The organism is Mycobacterium sp., from assembly GCF_035506235.1.
Classification (GTDB): domain Bacteria; phylum Actinomycetota; class Actinomycetes; order Mycobacteriales; family Mycobacteriaceae; genus Mycobacterium.
Genome location: NZ_DATJPU010000111.1, coordinates 1 through 16,356, shown reverse-complemented (window position 1 = coordinate 16,356; position 16,356 = coordinate 1). Strand labels below are relative to the sequence as shown.

At 69.3% G+C, this 16,356-nt stretch carries 11 protein-coding genes; 5 read left to right on the top strand and 6 right to left on the bottom strand.

Annotated elements, in window-relative coordinates; translation table 11 throughout:
- Positions 1 to 14 precede the first annotated feature (14 nt).
- Entirely contained in the window at positions 15 to 863 is an 849-nt protein-coding gene (locus VMD50_RS10280) for an AMP-binding protein (protein WP_325427419.1), read from the top strand.
- Between the two features lie 143 nt (positions 864 to 1,006).
- Here the strand turns inward: VMD50_RS10280 and VMD50_RS10275 are convergent, their stop codons facing one another.
- The gene (locus VMD50_RS10275; protein WP_325427417.1) at positions 1,007 to 5,761 is read right to left on the bottom strand and encodes a GAF domain-containing protein; all 4,755 of its coding nucleotides are present in this window, start codon (positions 5,759 to 5,761) and stop codon (positions 1,007 to 1,009) included.
- A 130-nt stretch (positions 5,762 to 5,891) separates the two neighbouring features.
- Here VMD50_RS10275 and VMD50_RS10270 point away from each other — a divergent pair, with 130 nt between their 5' ends.
- Positions 5,892 to 7,097, top strand: coding sequence for a cytochrome P450 (locus VMD50_RS10270; protein ID WP_325427415.1), 1,206 nt, complete (start codon positions 5,892 to 5,894; stop codon positions 7,095 to 7,097).
- A gap of 13 nt (positions 7,098 to 7,110) precedes the next feature.
- Here VMD50_RS10270 and VMD50_RS10265 read toward each other — a convergent pair whose 3' ends face one another.
- The 4 genes from VMD50_RS10265 to VMD50_RS10250 form a co-directional block, all read right to left on the bottom strand.
- The gene (locus VMD50_RS10265; protein WP_325427413.1) at positions 7,111 to 9,912 is read right to left on the bottom strand and encodes an AAA family ATPase; all 2,802 of its coding nucleotides are present in this window, start codon (positions 9,910 to 9,912) and stop codon (positions 7,111 to 7,113) included.
- A 71-nt stretch (positions 9,913 to 9,983) separates the two neighbouring features.
- Entirely contained in the window at positions 9,984 to 12,767 is a 2,784-nt protein-coding gene (locus VMD50_RS10260) for an AAA family ATPase (protein ID WP_325427411.1), read from the bottom strand.
- Between the two features lie 144 nt (positions 12,768 to 12,911).
- The gene (locus VMD50_RS10255) at positions 12,912 to 13,109 is read right to left on the bottom strand and encodes a hypothetical protein (RefSeq protein WP_325427455.1); all 198 of its coding nucleotides are present in this window, start codon (positions 13,107 to 13,109) and stop codon (positions 12,912 to 12,914) included.
- Positions 13,110 to 13,123: 14 nt separating this feature from the next.
- Positions 13,124 to 13,336, bottom strand: a complete 213-nt coding sequence (locus VMD50_RS10250; protein ID WP_325427409.1) for a hypothetical protein — start codon at positions 13,334 to 13,336, stop codon at positions 13,124 to 13,126.
- A 44-nt stretch (positions 13,337 to 13,380) separates the two neighbouring features.
- Between VMD50_RS10250 and VMD50_RS10245 the strand changes: the two genes are divergently transcribed.
- Positions 13,381 to 14,112 carry a TetR/AcrR family transcriptional regulator gene (locus VMD50_RS10245; RefSeq protein WP_325427407.1) on the top strand — a complete coding sequence of 244 codons (732 nt, stop codon included), beginning with the start codon at positions 13,381 to 13,383 and terminating at the stop codon, positions 14,110 to 14,112.
- Entirely contained in the window at positions 14,109 to 15,077 is a 969-nt protein-coding gene (locus VMD50_RS10240) for an amidohydrolase family protein (protein WP_325427404.1), read from the top strand. Before VMD50_RS10245 ends, VMD50_RS10240 begins: the two co-directional genes overlap by 4 nt.
- An 87-nt stretch (positions 15,078 to 15,164) precedes the next feature.
- Here the strand turns inward: VMD50_RS10240 and VMD50_RS10235 are convergent, their stop codons facing one another.
- Positions 15,165 to 15,395 (bottom strand): hypothetical protein, encoded by a 231-nt coding sequence (locus VMD50_RS10235; RefSeq protein ID WP_325427402.1) that lies wholly within the window; start codon positions 15,393 to 15,395, stop codon positions 15,165 to 15,167.
- Between the two features lie 434 nt (positions 15,396 to 15,829).
- On the opposite strand from VMD50_RS10235, the gene VMD50_RS10230 reads away from it, so the two are divergent.
- A partial coding sequence (locus tag VMD50_RS10230; protein ID WP_325427400.1) for an aldehyde dehydrogenase family protein occupies positions 15,830 to 16,356 on the top strand: 527 nt, incomplete at its 3' end.

Sequence of the window (16,356 nt, the reverse complement as noted above, 5' to 3'; positions counted from 1 at the left end):
CGACGAGGCGATCAGTGCCGCGATCGAAGACCCCGCGCTTGGGGCTGCTGCAGACCGTGGAAACGGTGATGGAGGGCTACGCGGATCGGCCGGCCCTGGGGCAACGGGCGGTCGAGTTTGGCGCGGATCCGCGCAGCGGGCGCACTTCGCTGCGGCTGTTACCCCGCTTCGAGACCATCACTTACCGCCAGTTGTGGGAAAGCGCCGGCGCGGTTGCCCTTGCCCTGTCGCACGATCGGCTGCAACCCGGCGATCGGGTGGCCGTCCTCGGCTTCACCAGCGCGGATTACACCACCATTGATCTGGCGCTGATGCGGCTTCGCGCGGTCGCGGTTCCGCTGCAAACCGGCGTACCGGCCGCCCAACTGCAGCACGTCGTCGCCGAGACGCAACCGGCCGTGCTGGCGTCGAGCATCGAATGCCTGCCCGACGCCGTCGAGCTGGTGCTCGCCGGCCCGCCCCCGAAGCGGCTGATCGTGTTCGACTACCACCCGCAAGACGACGACCAGCGCGACGCCTTCCACACCGCGGCGGCCAAGCTGATCGAGGCCGACAGCGCGGTTGTCATCGAAACGCTCGCCGGCGTGCTTAACCGCGGCCGCGTCTCACCGCCGGCCCCGGTGCGCGGCGCCGGCCGGACAGACTCGGCAGACCCGCTGGCGTTGCTGATCTACACCTCCGGCAGCACCGGCACACCCAAGGGAAGCAGCGTTCGTTCGCATCTTCTGGCCGTTGTGGTCCCGACCGACGACGCCGTGGCGCGTGCGGGCGGCGATGCGGCGTCGATGAAGTCGGTGCTGGCTGAGTCGCTGCGGAGCGTCGCGGGCGAAGCCGGATTGCAATCTTACGAGGTTCCCGCGTGACTTCATCGTCGAGATGACACCGTTCAGCCCCGAGAACGAACTGCTCACCACCAAGACACCGAGCGTGCGAAAACCAGCCAATCCCTTGATTTTTCAATTGAAGCGCGGCCGGCTCGGCAGTAGTTTTCGCGCCGCCTCCACACTCATCGGCCGTTGGCATGGTACGGGATGGTGATGTCGAAAACCGTCCCCTCCCCCGCCGGGCTCGCGACACGCATCCGGCCGCCGAGCACCTCGATACGGTCCTTGAGCCCGATAAGTCCGGAGCCCTTGGTCGAGTCAGCCCCGCCGATGCCGTCGTCGGAGATGAAGAGGTGGAGGCTCTCCTCGGCGGTGTGGGCCCGCACCATGACCTCGGAGGCGCGGGCGTGCTTGGCGGCGTTGGCCAACGCCTCGGCGACCACGTAGTAGGCGGCGACCTCGACGGATTCGGGCAACCTGCGCCCGATCCCGAGGTCGAGGCTAACGGGCACCGCCGAGCGACGCGCCAGCGTCTTGAAGGCCGCGGACAGGCCGCCGGTTGACAGGATCGCCGGGTGGATGCCGCGGGAGATTTCCTGCAGCTCGGTGAATACGTCGGTCAAACCCGAAACCGCTTCGGAGAGATCGTGTTTCAGGCCATCGGCCTCGGGTGGCACCGACTCCTCGACCAAACGCAGCTTCAGTCCGAGCGAGACGAGCCGTTGCTGGGCCCCGTCGTGAATGTCGCGCTCGAGGCGGCGGCGGGCGTCATCGGCGGCGGCCACGATTCGGGCCCGCGACGCGATCAACTCCTCGCGGGTGGTTGCGGCCGCAACCGCGGTCGCAACCAGTTCCGCGAACTCGGCTGTTCGTGACTCGATATCCGGCGGCAGCGGGTGGGCTCGATCGGTGGCGGCGAGGGCCACTCCCCACACCTGCTCGTTCACCACGATCGGAGCACCGACGCAAGACCGCACACCCAACCCGCGAATGCGTTCCGCGAGGGTGCCCATGGCATCCTCGTAGCCGTCCTTTCGCACCGTCTTGCCCGTGCGGAATACCGCGCCGGAGATATTGTCACCCGCGGTGGGGATGCGTTCGCCGACTGAAAGACGCGGCATGCCCCGTGCGGAGTAGGAGGCGACGACGACGACCGTCGCTCCCTCGTCCTCGTAGCGGTTCACGGCGGCGTTGCCGACACCCAGGCAATCCGCCATCTCCTCGGCCACCGCGGAGAACACCTCCGACTGACTGACCCCGCGCGCGACCAGGGTCGCGACCCGTCGCAGCGCGGCTTGCTGCCTGGCCAGCACGCTGAGGTTGTCCGCGAGCTCCCGCAAGTTGTCGCGGCTGGCCTGCAGTTCGGATCTGGTGGCGGCGTTGGCAATTGAGGTGCCCACCAAATCTGCGAAGTCCGCCATGCGCAGCTCGGTGTCGGGCGGCAGCGGTCCCGTCGTCGACGCAACACCGACCGCACCCCAGGCATGTCCCCCGACAACGATGGGAACCGCGACCATCGATTGAATGCCCAGCTCGCGGATGAACGCGGCCGTCGAGCCGACCGCGCCTTCGTGCGTGTCCATGCGGGCGGGCCGGCCGGTGCGCAAAACCATCGGCGCGACGTGGTCACCGCCCAGCGAGAAACGCTGGCCGGCCGTCGGCGTGTTGGCGTTCAATTCCTCCGCGCGCCCGACGGCCTCCATGACGAGGTCATCACCGTCGAAACGGATCACGGTCGTGTTGTAGACGTCGAGGCATTCCCCCAGCTGCTCTGCCACCGCATTGAAGACCTCGGCGGGCTCCGCCTCGCGGGCCACGAGTTCGGCCACCCGGCGCAACGCCGTCTGCTGTTGGGCCAGCTGACGCAGGCTGTCGCGGCTGGCCTGCAGTTCGGCCCGGGTGGCGGCGTTCGCAAGGGAGGTGCCGACCAAGTCTGCGAAGTCAGCCATGCGCGCCTCGGTGTCGGGCGGTAGGGGGTCGTTCCGCGACGCCACGGCCAGGATGCCCCACATGTGTGACCCAACGACGATGGGCGCGCCAACCATGCATCGCACACCGATGTTGCGGATGCGGGCAGCCGAGGCGCCTGCCGCTTGGTCGTGGCTGTCCATTCGGGCGAGCCGGCCGGTGCGCCGGATGACGGGAGCGATGTGGTCGCCGGTGAGGGGGAACCGCTCACCGATGACGGGCGGATTGGGCAGTTCCGGCTCGGCGTGCCCGAGTGCCTCGATGACGATGGCGTCGTCGTCGAACCGGCCGACCGACGCGTTGTGAACGTCTAGGCAGCCGGCCGTCTCCTCGGCCACCGCCTTGAATACTTGGCGAGGCTCGGCCTCGCGCGCGACCAGCTCGGCCACCCGGCGCAGCGCCGTCTGGTGGCGGGCGAGGTCGCGCAGGTTGTCGCGGCTGGCCTGCAGCTGCTCCCTGGTGGCGGCGTTGGCGATCGATGTCGCCACCAGGTCGGCGAAGTCGGCGATGCGCGCCTCGGTGTCCGCGGGCAGCGGGCCGGTCCGTGACGCCACGGCGGCCACGCCCCACATGTCCCGGCCGACCATGATCGGCGCCGCGACCATGGATTGGATGCCGATGCCGCGGATCCGGGCTGCCGCCGCTCCCGCCGCGCCCTCGTGGCTGTCCATCCGCGCGGCGCGGCCGGTGCGCCGAACCAGCACGGCGACATGGTCGCCGTCCACCGGGTACCGCTCACCCACCGCCGGCGGGTTGGGCAGGTCGACCTCCGGGCGGCCCAGCGCCACCATCACGATGTCATCGCCGTCGAAGCGGGCCACCGTAGCGTTGTAGGCGTCCAGACAGCCGGCCATCTCCTCGGCCACCGCGTTGAACACCTCGGTGGGATCGGCCTCGCGGGCGACCAGTTCCGCAACCCTGCGCAACCCCGTCTGCTGGCGTACGAGCTGCCGTAGGCGGTCCCGGCTGGCGTCGAGCTGTTGGCGGGCGGCCGTGTTGGCGACCGCGGTCGCCACCAGGTCGGCGAAGTCCGCGATGCGCGTCTCGGTGTCGGACGGCAGCAGGTGGGATCCCGAGGAGGCGGCTCTGATCGCGCCCCACACCCGCCCGTCGACGACAACCGGAACACCGAGTGCCGTGCCGACGCCCGCCTCCGTATCGTCTTCGCGCGCGGGCTGGCCGGTGCTGCACACCGCCGCCAGGATGCGGTCGTCGTCCAACGTCACCGGGGTGCCCACGGCGAGGGTCTGCATGCCCGGGTCGTGCCGGGCGGCGAGGACGGTGGCGGTCCGGTCTTCTTCGTAGCGGCACAGTGCGGCGCTCGTCGCGTGCACGCAGCGCGCCATCTCGTAGTAGACGGCTTCGAACACCTCGACAGGCCCGGCCCCGTGTGCGACAAGCGTTGCCACCCGCCGCAGCCCGGCCTGATGCTCGGCGAGTTCCCCCAGCGTGTCGCGGCTGGCCTGCAATTCCTCGCGCCCGGCGGCACTCGCGATCGCGGTCCCGACCAGGTCGGTGAAATCCGCGATGCGTGCCTCGATGTCCGTCGGCATCGGTTCGTTCCCGGTCGTGCCGGCGCTGACCATGCCCCACACGCGGTCAGCGACGACGATCGGAACGGCGACGATGGATCGAACGCCCAGCTCCCGCATCAGGTCGGCGATGGCGCCGGTCGCGTCGTCGTGGCTGTCCATCCGCGCCGGACGCCCGGTGTTGACGACCCGTGTCGCGACGTTGTCGCCCTCGAGCGGAAAGCGCACCCGCAGGGGCACCGCTTCTTTGACGTCGGAGGGAACGGGCGCCAGCGCGAGCACGACGATGCCGTCGTCGTCATAGCGGGACACTGCGGCGCCGGCAACGTGCAAGCATCGGCCGATTTCCTCCGCGACCGCGCAGAACACGTCGTCCGCGCTCACGCCCTGGGCCACCAGCGTCGCGATTCGCCGCAGTCCGGTCTGCTGGTCGGCGAGCGTGACGAGGGCGTCTCGGCTGGCTTCGAGCATGATCTGGGTTTGGCGCAATTGCTCCTGTTCTCTGCGCTGCTCGGTGACGTCGCGGCCGACGGCATAGAACAGCCCCTGGTGTGGCGCCACGCTCCATTCGATCCACCGCTGTGAGCCGTCGCGGCTGGTGGCGCGGTTTTCGAAGCGAACGGGCCCACGGCCACCAGTCAGTTCCTTAATCGGTTCGCGGAGCCGGTCCCTGTCCTCGGTGGGGACCAGGTCGAATGGCGCCGGCGCCAGATCGTTCGCCGTGTACCCCAGAGTCCGTTCGAAGGCAGGGTTGACCCTGAGCAAGTTGCCCTGGTCGGAAATCACCATCAAGTCGGAGGACAACTCGAAGAACCGTTCTATCGTTTCGCGGCTCTCGTTCAGTCTGCGGTGAATGTTTTCCCGTTCCCGGGCGGCGGCGAGTAGGGCTTCGAATGTCGGCACCACCCGGAGCAGCCGTTGGCGCGTGTGGCGGCGCAGATCGTCAGGCACCTTCAGGATGCCGAGCACCTCGTCGCCGTCGCGCAACGGGATGGCGCCGCGCCCCTGTTCACCGGCCGCCCTGGTGTCGGCGCCCAGCTCAACCCGCGCGAACCGCAGGTTTAGAGCGATGGCGAGCTCTCGCGCCGCCACGTCGGCGGAGGACCGCAGGTCGCCCACCCGCAGCATCAGGTGAGCGAGTTCGGCCGCCAACTCCGTCTCGCGCCGCCGGTCGGCGGCGGCCGCGTTGACTGCCGCGACACCGGCCCAGAAGTTGGCGACCAGTGCGAGACCCATCAGGGCGGCGTAGAGGATGCCAATCGGGGCGCGGGGATCGACCTGCTTGAGGAGAACCACGAGCACGCCCTCGACGATCAAAAGACCAAACGCGACGGTGATCGCTACCGCGGGCGCCAAACGGGCCGTCGGCGTCAGCAACACCCGCAGGCGCGCGGCCGTCGATCGCCACCCAAAAGATCGCCGGCGTGGGAGCGGCATGGTGTCAGTATCTATCTTTCGGTCGTCGGGCAAAGCCCCTGATCGCAATTTTCTGCCCGCCGGTCGCCTTCTCGAGGATTTGCTCTCCTACTTGTGGAATCCGGGCATTCGGGCGCCCATACTGCATTGTGTGACGGCGAGCCACTCGTTCGACTTGTTCACGAGCGTGACCGGTGAGATGCACGGCGTCCTGCGAGACGCGGCGCGGCGAGGCCCCCTGGCAACGGACACGTTGACCGGCGCGGTCATAGTGCTTCGTCAGCAAGACGTCGAAGCCCTTTCGCGCGACCCGCGGCTGCAAGGCATCGGGCTGCTGGTGTTCGATCTGCTGGGCATCACCGACGGCCCCCTACGTGACTGGTACGGCCGCCTGATGATCACGACTGAGGGCGAATACCACCACCGCATGCGCAAGCTGGTGTCCCATGCCTTTACGCCGAAGTCTGTCGAGGGGCTGCGCGCGACGGCCGCCGATATGGCCGCCGAAGCCGTCGGCGCCGTCGGCCGGGAGGGCGACGATCTCATCGGCACGTGTTCGACAATCGCGACCGGCCTCACCTGCCGCCTGCTCGGCGTCCCCGACGAAGACGTGAAAGTGTTTGAATGCTGGGCAAATTCGTTGAGCCCGGTTTTCAACGTCATGGCGCCCGAGCAGATCACGGCCGCGACGGCAGCGATCACCGAATTCCTCAGCTACATCGACGAGCTCATCACGCGCCGGCGCCAGAACCCGGGATCCGATCTCATCAGCGCGTTATTGACCGCGGAGTTGGACGGCGACCGCTTGAATCGCGACGAAACCATGGCCATGATCGCCAATTTGCTTGTCGCTGGGCACGACACGACCGGAAGCCAAATTCCTTGCAGCGTCCTGGTGGCTCTGCAGCATCGCGACCGACTCGCCGGGGTGGAACACGACCACACCCGCCTGGCCAACGCGGTCGCCGAAACGATGCGCCTGGAGCCCAGCATCCCGGTGCTCCCCCGCACCACCGTCGAGCCCGTCGAACTGCACGGCACCGTGATCCCGGCCGGTTCGATCCTTTACCTGTGCACCGCCGCCGCCAACCGGGACCCATCGGCGTGGGACGACCCAGACGTATTCGACCCCGACCGGTTCAATGGCCCAACACCCAGGGTGCTGACCTTCGGCGCGGGCGCCCACTACTGCCTTGGAACCGCGCTCGCGAAACTCGCGGTGGAGGAGTACCTGCGGGCGGTGCTGGCCGCCAGTCCCACACTGCAACTCGCGGAGGACCCGGCGGACATTCCGTGGCGGCGCGTCCTGGGCCGCAGCCCCGCCCGGCTCCAGGTGCGCCCCCTGGTAGCCGCTTAGCAAGCCGCGAGCGTCATCCGTCGGGTGTGGCCGGGTTACCCCGGCGGCTGAGGGCGGCGTCGAGTTCGTGGCGTGAGCGGATGCCCAGCTTGGCGAAGACGTTCCGCAAGTGCCACTCCACGGTGCGGGCGCTCAGGTACAGCTCGGCGCCGATCTCGGGGTTGGTGCGCCGTGTGCGGGCCAGCTGGGCGATCTGGTGTTCCTGCGGCGTCAAGTCGGCGTCCGGGCCGCCCAGGTCGTCGCGCACCTCCTTCCCGGTGGCCTCCAGCTCGCGGCGGGCCCGTTCGGCGAAGGCCTTGGCGCCCATCGTCGTAAACGCCTCGAACGCGACGCGCAACTCGGGGGCGGCCTCGGCGCACCGGTCCGCTCGGCGGAGCCACTCCCCGTAGCAGAGCCGCGCTCGCGCGAGGCGAGACGCCATCCGGGTGCCACTGAGCAGCCGAATGGCTTCGCGGTAATGGCTTTCCGCGGCGTCTCCGTCCGTCACGAGCGCCCGCGCGAGCGCCGCCGCGCCGCGGGCCCCGGCGGTTCCGCTGGCCGCGGCGACGGCGGACAACCGCTCGGACGCCGCCGCGGCGCGCTCGGGCCGGCAGCTTCCCGCGGCAGCCTCCACGAGTTCGCTCAGTGCCCAGCCCGAGTGGGCGATGTCGTCGGCGCCGGCGGCGTTGTGTGCCGCCTCGACGGCCCGGTCGAAGTCCGAAAGACCGTTGTAGAGCACCGATCTGGCGTAGTCGACATAGGTCAGTGCCCAGCCCTCGCCCCTGCGGTAGGCGCTGGCGACCATCTTGTCCATCAACTCGGTCGCCCGCGCCGTATCCCCCCGCCAGGCCGCCAGCAGCACCGAACCGTAGTCCAGGATGCGCTCGCTGATGCCGGGGTCGATGCTTTCGTGCTCGGAGATCAGGGCCTCGGCCTGGGCGAACTCACCGACCCAGACGTGGAATCCGGAGAGCCACCCGATGCAGACCGGGAGCCAGCTCAGCGTGCCGCTCGCGCGCGCCAGCTGGACCTGGGCGTTGGCGATCTCGAAACACGCCTCGTCGTCCCAGAGTTCGGCGGCCACGAAGTAGTACGGGTGGCACACGGCGTCCATCTTTCGGGGTTCGGCGCGGTACAGACGCAGCGCTTCCCTGAGCATCGGGGCCGCGGCCACGTAGCCGTCGAGCGCCCGCACCGCCAGCCCGCGCATCAACAGCAGCGGATGCGGCAGCGGCCCGTCGCCCAGCGGCAGAGCCTCGACGGCCCGCGCCACGGCGGTCAGGCCTCCGTCGACGGCGAGGCGCCCGGCGTACAGGCCGGCCACCATCGCTTCCAGCAAGGTCTCCAGCGCCAGGATGACGTTCAGCGGCTGCAGCCGCCCCGCCGCCTGCAGCAAGAGAGTCGGGGCGTCGCGACCCCGGTTGAGCACGAACACGACCTGCAGGCCGCACTCGATCTGCGCCCGCAGCCGCTCCAGCCGCGCGTGGCCCTCCGGGTCGAGTGCGCCGATGTCGGCGGCGGCCAACATCTTCTCGGTCGCCACGAAGTCCCCGGCGGCGTACTTGGCTTCGGCCGCGACCAGCGCTCGCTCGCCCCTCAGGTTCGGGTCGGGCGTGAGTGCCACCGCCCGTTCGTAGAAGGCGGCGGCCGCGGCGATCCCGCCGCGGCGCTGGGCGCGGTCGGCCGACCCGATCAGCTCGGCGGCGACTTCCTCGTCGGCCGCACCGGCCGCGCAGGCGCGATGCCAGGCCCGCCGGTCGGGGTCGAGTTTCGGGTCGGTCGCTTCGGCGAGCGAGGCATGGGCCGCCCGACGCTCCTCGACGCGGGCGGCCTGGTACACCGCCGAGCGCAGCAGCGGGTGCCGGAACCACACCCCCGCACCCATGTCCAGCAGGCCGGCATCCACGGCCGCATCCGCCGCGCTGATGTCCAGGCCCAGCGACGCGGCGGCGCGCTGCAACAGCGCCGGATCCCCGACCGGGTCGGCCGCCGCCAGCAGCACCAGCCGTTGGGCGTGCCGCGGCAACCGGCGCAGCCTCGTCAGGTACTGGTCTTGGATGCGGCGTGGGACGCTCGCCTTGTCGGGCATCGCAAAGCCGCCGGCGAAGTCCACCGCGCCGAGTTCCATTAGTGCCAAGGGGTTTCCGTGGGCCTCTTCGACGAGGCGCCGTCGGACGCTCTCGTCGACGCGCGCCGTGGTCACCGAGGCCAGCAGCGCGCGGGCCGGTTGCTCGGCGAGCCCGGACAGCCGCAGATTGGGCAGACCCGCCAGCGGGTCCTCCGCGGAGGCCATACTCGAGGGCCCGGCGGTCCGGGTGGCGAATACCACCCCCACCCGCTCGGCCAGCAGCCTGCGCCCGACAAAACCGAGCACGGCAGCGGTGGCCTGATCAAGCCACTGCACGTCGTCGACCACGCAGAGCAGGGGGCGCTCCTCGGCGGCCTGTGCCAACAGGTTCAGCGCGGCCAGCGCCACCAGGAAGGTCTCGGGGCGCTCCCCCGACGCCAGACCCAGCGCCACGTTGAGCGCCTCGCGCTGAGGCGCGATCAACGCGTCCCGGCCGGACAGCATCGGCGTGCACAGATCGTGCAGGCCGGCGAAGGCCAACTCCATCTCGGACTCAACGCCCGTGCAGCGCGTCACGCTGAAGCCGGCGGCCTGGTCGGTCACGTAGCGCAGCAGCGCGGTCTTGCCGATGCCCGCCTCACCGCGCAGGACCAGCACCGCGCTGCGACCACCCCGCACCCGATGCAACAGGCCGTCCAGCGCCGCGCACTCGGCTTGCCGCCCATACAGCGGCGACATAGGGGCCGCGTCGCGATGACGATCGTCCACCCGCACCACCGTCCTCCAAGCGCCCGAACACGCGGATCGTAACGCCGCCCGCCGCGTCGCCGGCCCACGCGTTACGGGTCCGATGTAGCCGATGTCGTCTGGCGCTCGCGGCCGCTCAGTGCGGCGTCGAGCTCGTAACGCGCGCCGATGCCGAGCTTGGCGAAGATGTTGTGGAGATGCCATTCGACGGTGCGGACGCCGAGGAATACCAGCGCGCCGATCTCGGCGTTGGTTCGCCGTGTCCGCGCCAGCTGGGCGATCTGATGCTCCTGCGGCGTCAGGTCGGCGCTCGGGTCCCGCCGGGACGCGCGCACCTTCTCTCCATTCGCCTCGAGTTCACGGCGGGCCCGTTCCGCAAAACCCTTGGCTCCCATCGCGGTGAAGGTGTCGAACGCGGCCCTCAGCTGAGTGCTGGCCTCCGACGCCCGGTTATTGCTGCGCAGCCACTCGCCATAGCACAGCCGCGCGCGCGGCAGGGCGGACGCCATTCGGGTGCGGCCGAACAACTCGATCGCCTCGCGATAGAGGTCGTCGGCCTCCTCAGCGCCGCCGGCGTCGGCCATCAGCGCCCGCGCCAGCGTTGCCGTGCCGCGGGCCCACTCGGCACCGCTGGCCTCCGCGATCTGCGACAACCGGTCGCACGCCGCGGAACCATGACTCGGCTGGCCGCTCTTGACGGCGGCTTCGACGAGCTCATACAACGCCCAGTCCGGTATGCCCAGCGTGTCCGCGCTGCTGGCGCGGTGCGCCGCCTCCAAGGCCGGCTCATAGTCGGCCAGGCCGTTGTAGAGCACCGCCGTGGCGTATTCCACGCCGACCAACGCCAGGCCCTCACCCCTGTCCGACCCACTGGCAGCCATCTGATTCATGAGGTCCAATGCGCGTTCCGGGTCTCCGCGCCACGCCGCCAGCAGCACCTTGCTGTAGGAGATGAGGGGTTGGGTGATGCCGAGTTGGATGTGCTCCTCCTCGGCTATCAGCGCTTCGGCTCGGGTCAGGTCACCCTCATGGATGCTCACCAATGCCAGTACGCTCAGGGCTTCGACGACTCGGCTCAGGGTGCCGGTCGGGCGGGCCAGCTGCATCTGCCGGCGGGCAATCTCGAGCCAGGCGTCGCCGTCCCACAGGTCGGTGGCCACGAAGGTATACGAGTGGCAGAGCATGTCGAGCTCCGCGGGATCCGAAAGATACTGGCGCAGCGCCTCTTTGAGAAGCGGTACGGCTGCCGAATATCCGTCGATCACCCGCACCGCAAGCCCGCGCAGCATCAGCTGGGGATGCGGCAGCGGATCGGGTCCAAAGGGGGCGGCCTTGGCGCTTCGCGCCACCTCCCTCAGGCCACCCCCACTCGCCAGCTGCCCGACGTAGACGGCGGCCAGAAGTGCTTCGAGAAGGGTCTGCCGCGTCAGGTCGTCATCGAGCGGCCGCAGCCGGTGCGCCGTGTGCAGCAGCAGTGCCGGGGCGTCGGCGCCCCGGTTGAGCTTGAAGGCGATTCGCGCGCGCATGAGCTCGACCCGTGCGCGGCCCAGCTCATCGAACGCGCCAACGTCGGCGGCCGACAACAGGTCTTGCGCGGCCACGAGATTCCCGGCAGCGAACTTTGCCTCGGCGGCGGCCAGTGCGCGCTCGGCCCGCCGGGCCGGATCGGGAGTCAACGCCACCGCGCGCTCCCAAAACGCGGCCGCCGCGGCCACACCGCCCCGGCGCGCCGCGCGGCCGGCCGACCCGATCAGCTCGGCGGCCACCTCCTCATCGGCGGCTCCGGCCGCGTAGGCCCGATGCCAGGCCTGCCGATCCGGATCCAGCCCCGGGTCGCTCGCCTCGGCCAGCGCGGCATGGGCCGCCCGCCGCTCCTGGGTATCGGCGCCCCGATACACCGCCGAGCGCAGCAACGGATGCCGAAACCTCACCGCCGCACCGAGATCCAACAGCCCGGCCTCGGCGGCCGGCTCGGCCGCCTCGATGTCGAGCCCCAAGACGTGCGCCGCGCGCTGCAGCAGGCCCGGGTCCCCCACCGGGTCGGCGGCGGCGACCAACATCAGCCGTTGAGTTTGCTCCGGCAAGCCCCGCAGCCGCGTCAAATACTGATCCTGGATACGCCGCGGGACATCAACGGCATCCGGCATCGCAAACCCGCCCGCGAAATCGACAGAGCCAAGTTCCAACAGCGCCAAGGGGTTTCCGTGCGCCTCCTCCATGATGCGGTGGCGCACGCTCTCGTCCAGAAGCGCGGTGCTCACCGACGCCAGCAGCGCCCGGGCCGACGGCTCGGCCAGACCCGACAGTCGCAGATCGGGCAGGCCCGCCAGGGAATCGTCGCCGGCCGACGTCCGAGCAGCGAACACCAGCGCCACCGGCTCGGCGAGCAGCCGCCGCGCCACGAACCCGAGTACCTGGGCGCTGGCGTGGTCCAGCCATTGCACGTCATCGACCACGCACAGCAGCGGCCGCGCCTCGCCGGCCACCGCGAAGAGGTTCAACGCGGCCACGGCCACCAGGAACGGCTCCGGCGGCTCGCCCGACTTCAATCCCAGCGCGACCCCGAGCGCCTCACGCTGCGGCTCGATCAGCGCATCGACATGCGACAGCTGCGGCGCGCACACGTCGTGCAGGCCGGTGAAGGCCAGCTCCATCTCGGACTCCACGCCCATGCACCGGGCCACCTGGAAACCGGTCGCCCGATCGGCCACGTACCGCAGCAGCGCCGTCTTGCCGATCCCAGCCTCGCCGCGCAGGACGAGCACCGCGCTCCGGCCGCCACGCACCCGCTCCAGCAGCCCGTCCAGCGCCGCACACTCGGTTTGCCGCCCGCACAACGGCGCCGCTGAATCTCCGTTAACTCGGCGACCGCGCATCCAGCATCACCGTCCTCACCGGGCCGAGCGCCTGAACACCGTGGATTGTAGACCCCGTGAGCGCTGTCTGCGACCAGCGTGATCGGCTTTGCTGTACCGGGCAGGAGGCGTCCCGGGAAGGATTGGCGACGCCCAGGGTGTGGCTCAGGCCGCCACCGTCAGGGAGAGCAGGGCGACGGCAGCGACGCCGGTGATCACCGCGGGTAGCAGGGCGGTGACCTTGTCGCGGGCCTTGAGGTGGTAGCCGATCGCCCCGACCATCAACAGGACGACGGCGACGGCAGTCACGATGGCGAACGGCTTGAGCATGATTCCCGCCAGCAGGCCGGCTGCCGCTGCCAGTTCGGCGACACCGATCAGGCGGCTGAGCCGGGCACTGACGCCCAGGTGTGGGCGTTCGCCCGCGCCGTGCCGGTTCCGAGGACCTTCATGCCCCCCGTCGCCGCAAGCTCCGCGGCCAGCAGTGCCGACAAGACGATCGTTGCAACGTGCATCACGAACTCCCGGAAGTCGTCATGGGCCGGGCACTCCTCGGCCTCCCGCCGGCGATGTTGACGGTCATCAACCAACCACAGATGTTGATGGTTGTCAACATATGGGTTAGCGTTACGTCATGCCCGGCAGGAAGCCAACGGGACGGGCGTCGGCGGCGGAGGCGCCCGCGTCCCTCACCGCGATCTACTCGGCTGCATTAAAGCTTTTCTCGGAGAAGGGTTTTGACGGCGCGTCGGTCGGCGCGCTCAACCGGGAGCTCGGGGTGAGCCACAACCTGATGCATCGGCGCTTCGGGTCGAAAGAGGCGCTCTGGCATTCCACGGTGGACTGGGCGTTCGGGCAGCTCGCCGACGAACTTCGCGCCGAGGACGAGTTGAGCGCGCCGGACGTCCTGGTTGCGGTGCACGCCATGGTGGTGCGGTTTCTGGAAGTCCATGCCAGGCACCCGGAAATCCTTCGGCTCGTCGCCGTGGAGGGAGCCGCCCCCGGCCCGCGGCTGACGTACCTGTACGAGGCCCACATCGCACCGCTGCACGCTCGGCTCACGGCCCCGTTGAACCCGCTGGTGGATCGCGGCCTGCTGCGCGAAGTTGACGTGCGAAGCCTGCACTTCTTGATCGCGCACGGCGCCACCGCGCCCTTCAGCCTGGTGCCGTTCGCACGCATGCTCCACCCGATGGACCCGCTGGATCCCAAAGCGGTGCGCGCGCATGCCGAGTTCGTCGCGGACATGGTCGTGGCCGGGCTACAAGCACGGGGAGCCGGAAAAGGCGACCCCACAGCTGAGTACAGCAGCTCAGCGACAACAACTCGGCTCAGGCGAGCGGCTCGAGCCGAGGACCGTGCATGAGTGACTCCCGAGACCCCGGCTTCGTCGACGTCCACACCCACTTCGTGACCGACTGGTACGCGGCCCAGGCCGGCGCCGCCGGACACCGCTTGCCCGATGGCATGCCGACCTGGCCCACGTGGTCGGCGGCTACGCATCTGGAACTGATGGACGGTTCCGGCATCGACGCCGCGGTGCTGTCCGTCTCTTCGCCAGGTGTCCACTTCGGTGACGACGACGCGGCGCGGCTGTTGGCGCGCCGGCTCAACGAGTTCGCCGCCGACATCGTGCGCGAGCATCCACGCCGCTTCGGCTGGTTCGCCACCCTTCCGTTGCCCGACGTCGACAGCGCCCTGGCCGAAATCGACTACGCCTTCGACTCTTTGGGCGCAGACGGCATCATCCTCGAAACCAACTTTCAGGGCGTCTACCTCGGTGACTCGCGACTGAACCCCATCTTTGCAGAACTCGACCGCCGCGCCGCCGTTGTCTTGATCCATCCCACCTCGCCGGTGTGCTGGCAGCAGAGCGCCCTCGGGCGACCGCGCCCGATGATCGAGTTCATCTTCGACACCGCGCGAACCATCACGGACCTGTTGTTTGCCGGTACCTTCGAGCGCCACCCTCGCGTTCAGGTGATCGTTCCCCACTGCGGCGGCGCGCTACCGGTGATCGCCGACAGGGTCAACGGGTTCATGAAGCTGGCCGGACACGTCGACGACGGCGCGACCGACGCGATCACGCTCCTGCGCCGGCTGTACTACGACACGGCCGGCACTGCGTTCCCACGCCAGATCCCCGCGCTGCTGAGCCTGGTCGAGGGCGACCGCCTCCTCTACGGCAGCGATTACCCGTGGACGCCAGCGCCGATCGCCGAGCTCCACACGGCCGTCTTCACGAACATGCCCGGACCAGCCGGCACCGCCAGCTGGCAGGCGCTGACGACCGAGAACGCGCACAGGTTACTGCCACGGCTGGCCCGATGACGCGAGCGTCGCGACTAGTGCCCGCGCCGTAGCGTATCAGTGAAAGTCGCACGTGCAGAAGAGCATTGCGCCGTACCCACCCGAAGGTCAGTTGACGCAGATGGTGCCGTTGAGGTGCGTGCCGTCGCCGGTAAGGCATCCGTTCGGTGGATCCTTCGGCAGGCCCGGCGGCAGGCAGTTCTGCCGATAGTTGTCCCAGTACCAGCCCTGGGGACAGTCGGCAAGATTTGCCGTCGCGGCCGTCGGCAACGGCTGTGCCAGAGCAATAACCGGCGCGGCGAGCCAGGCCGCCGACAGCGCGATTATGAAATTCTTCATCTCGCTGACCTACCTTTCTCTCGAACTGCGGTTGCCCGCCCTGATCAACGCCGGGCGGAACCCTTCTTCCCCGAGTGTCTCCATCTGCGGCGAGGCACAGCTTCATGCCAGCCGGAAACCCGCCTACCGGGTAGCGCCAATTCGTCGGCGTTCGGGCCAACCTCCCGGTCCGAAGCGCACTGAATGCCGTTGTAGTCCAGTACATTTCTGACGATTCGTCAGAGCCTCGCGGGCCCGGCCAAGACACCTGCTGGCAGGTATGCCCGTTTGCCGGTGGCCGTAACGACACGCCCCTACCCGGTCAGCATGCTGATTACAGCACCGCGCATGCAAGGAGCTGCGCGTAAGCGCTTGCGTCAAGCGATGTTTCAGAGCTAGGCAACAACGTCCAAAGCACCGGCCAAGAGCGGGTGCCAGAAAATGGAGGAACAACCATGGCATACCGGACTGTCAACCCGTACAACAACGAGGTCGTCGCCACCTTCGACGACCTGACCGACGCGGAGGCGATGAACCTTCTCGCCCAGGCACAGAAGACCTTTGAGTCCTGGAGCCAGACGTCCTACGCCGAGCGCGCCGCGCTGTGCAAGCGCGCCGCCGCCGTCCTCACCGAGCGGCCCGACGAGTTCGCCCGCCTGCTGACGCTGGAGATGGGCAAGCTGTACCAGGAGGCCCTGGGCGAGGTGGCGCTGAGCGCGCACATCTTCGCGTACTACGCGGACAACGCCGAGAAGTTCCTGGCGCCCGAGCGGATCAACACGCTCAGCGTCAACGACAACGCGATGCTCGTCAGCCAACCGCTCGGGGTGATCCTGGGCGTGCAGCCGTGGAACTTCCCCTTCTATCAGCTGGCGCGCGTGGCGGCCCCGAACCTGATGGCGGGCAACGTCGTCATGGTCAAGCACGCCTCCAACGTCCCGCAGGCCGCGGCGGCCTTCGAGCGGTTGCTGCTCGAGGCGGG

Coding starts and splice junctions, on each gene's coding strand:
- VMD50_RS10275 (WP_325427417.1), bottom strand. CDS start 5,761: ATGCCGCTCCCACGCCGGCGATCTTTTGGGTGGCGATCGACGGCCGCG.
- VMD50_RS10235 (WP_325427402.1), bottom strand. CDS start 15,395: ATGAAGAATTTCATAATCGCGCTGTCGGCGGCCTGGCTCGCCGCGCCG.
- VMD50_RS10260 (WP_325427411.1), bottom strand. CDS start 12,767: ATGCGCGGTCGCCGAGTTAACGGAGATTCAGCGGCGCCGTTGTGCGGG.
- VMD50_RS10240 (WP_325427404.1), top strand. CDS start 14,109: ATGAGTGACTCCCGAGACCCCGGCTTCGTCGACGTCCACACCCACTTC.
- VMD50_RS10245 (WP_325427407.1), top strand. CDS start 13,381: ATGCCCGGCAGGAAGCCAACGGGACGGGCGTCGGCGGCGGAGGCGCCC.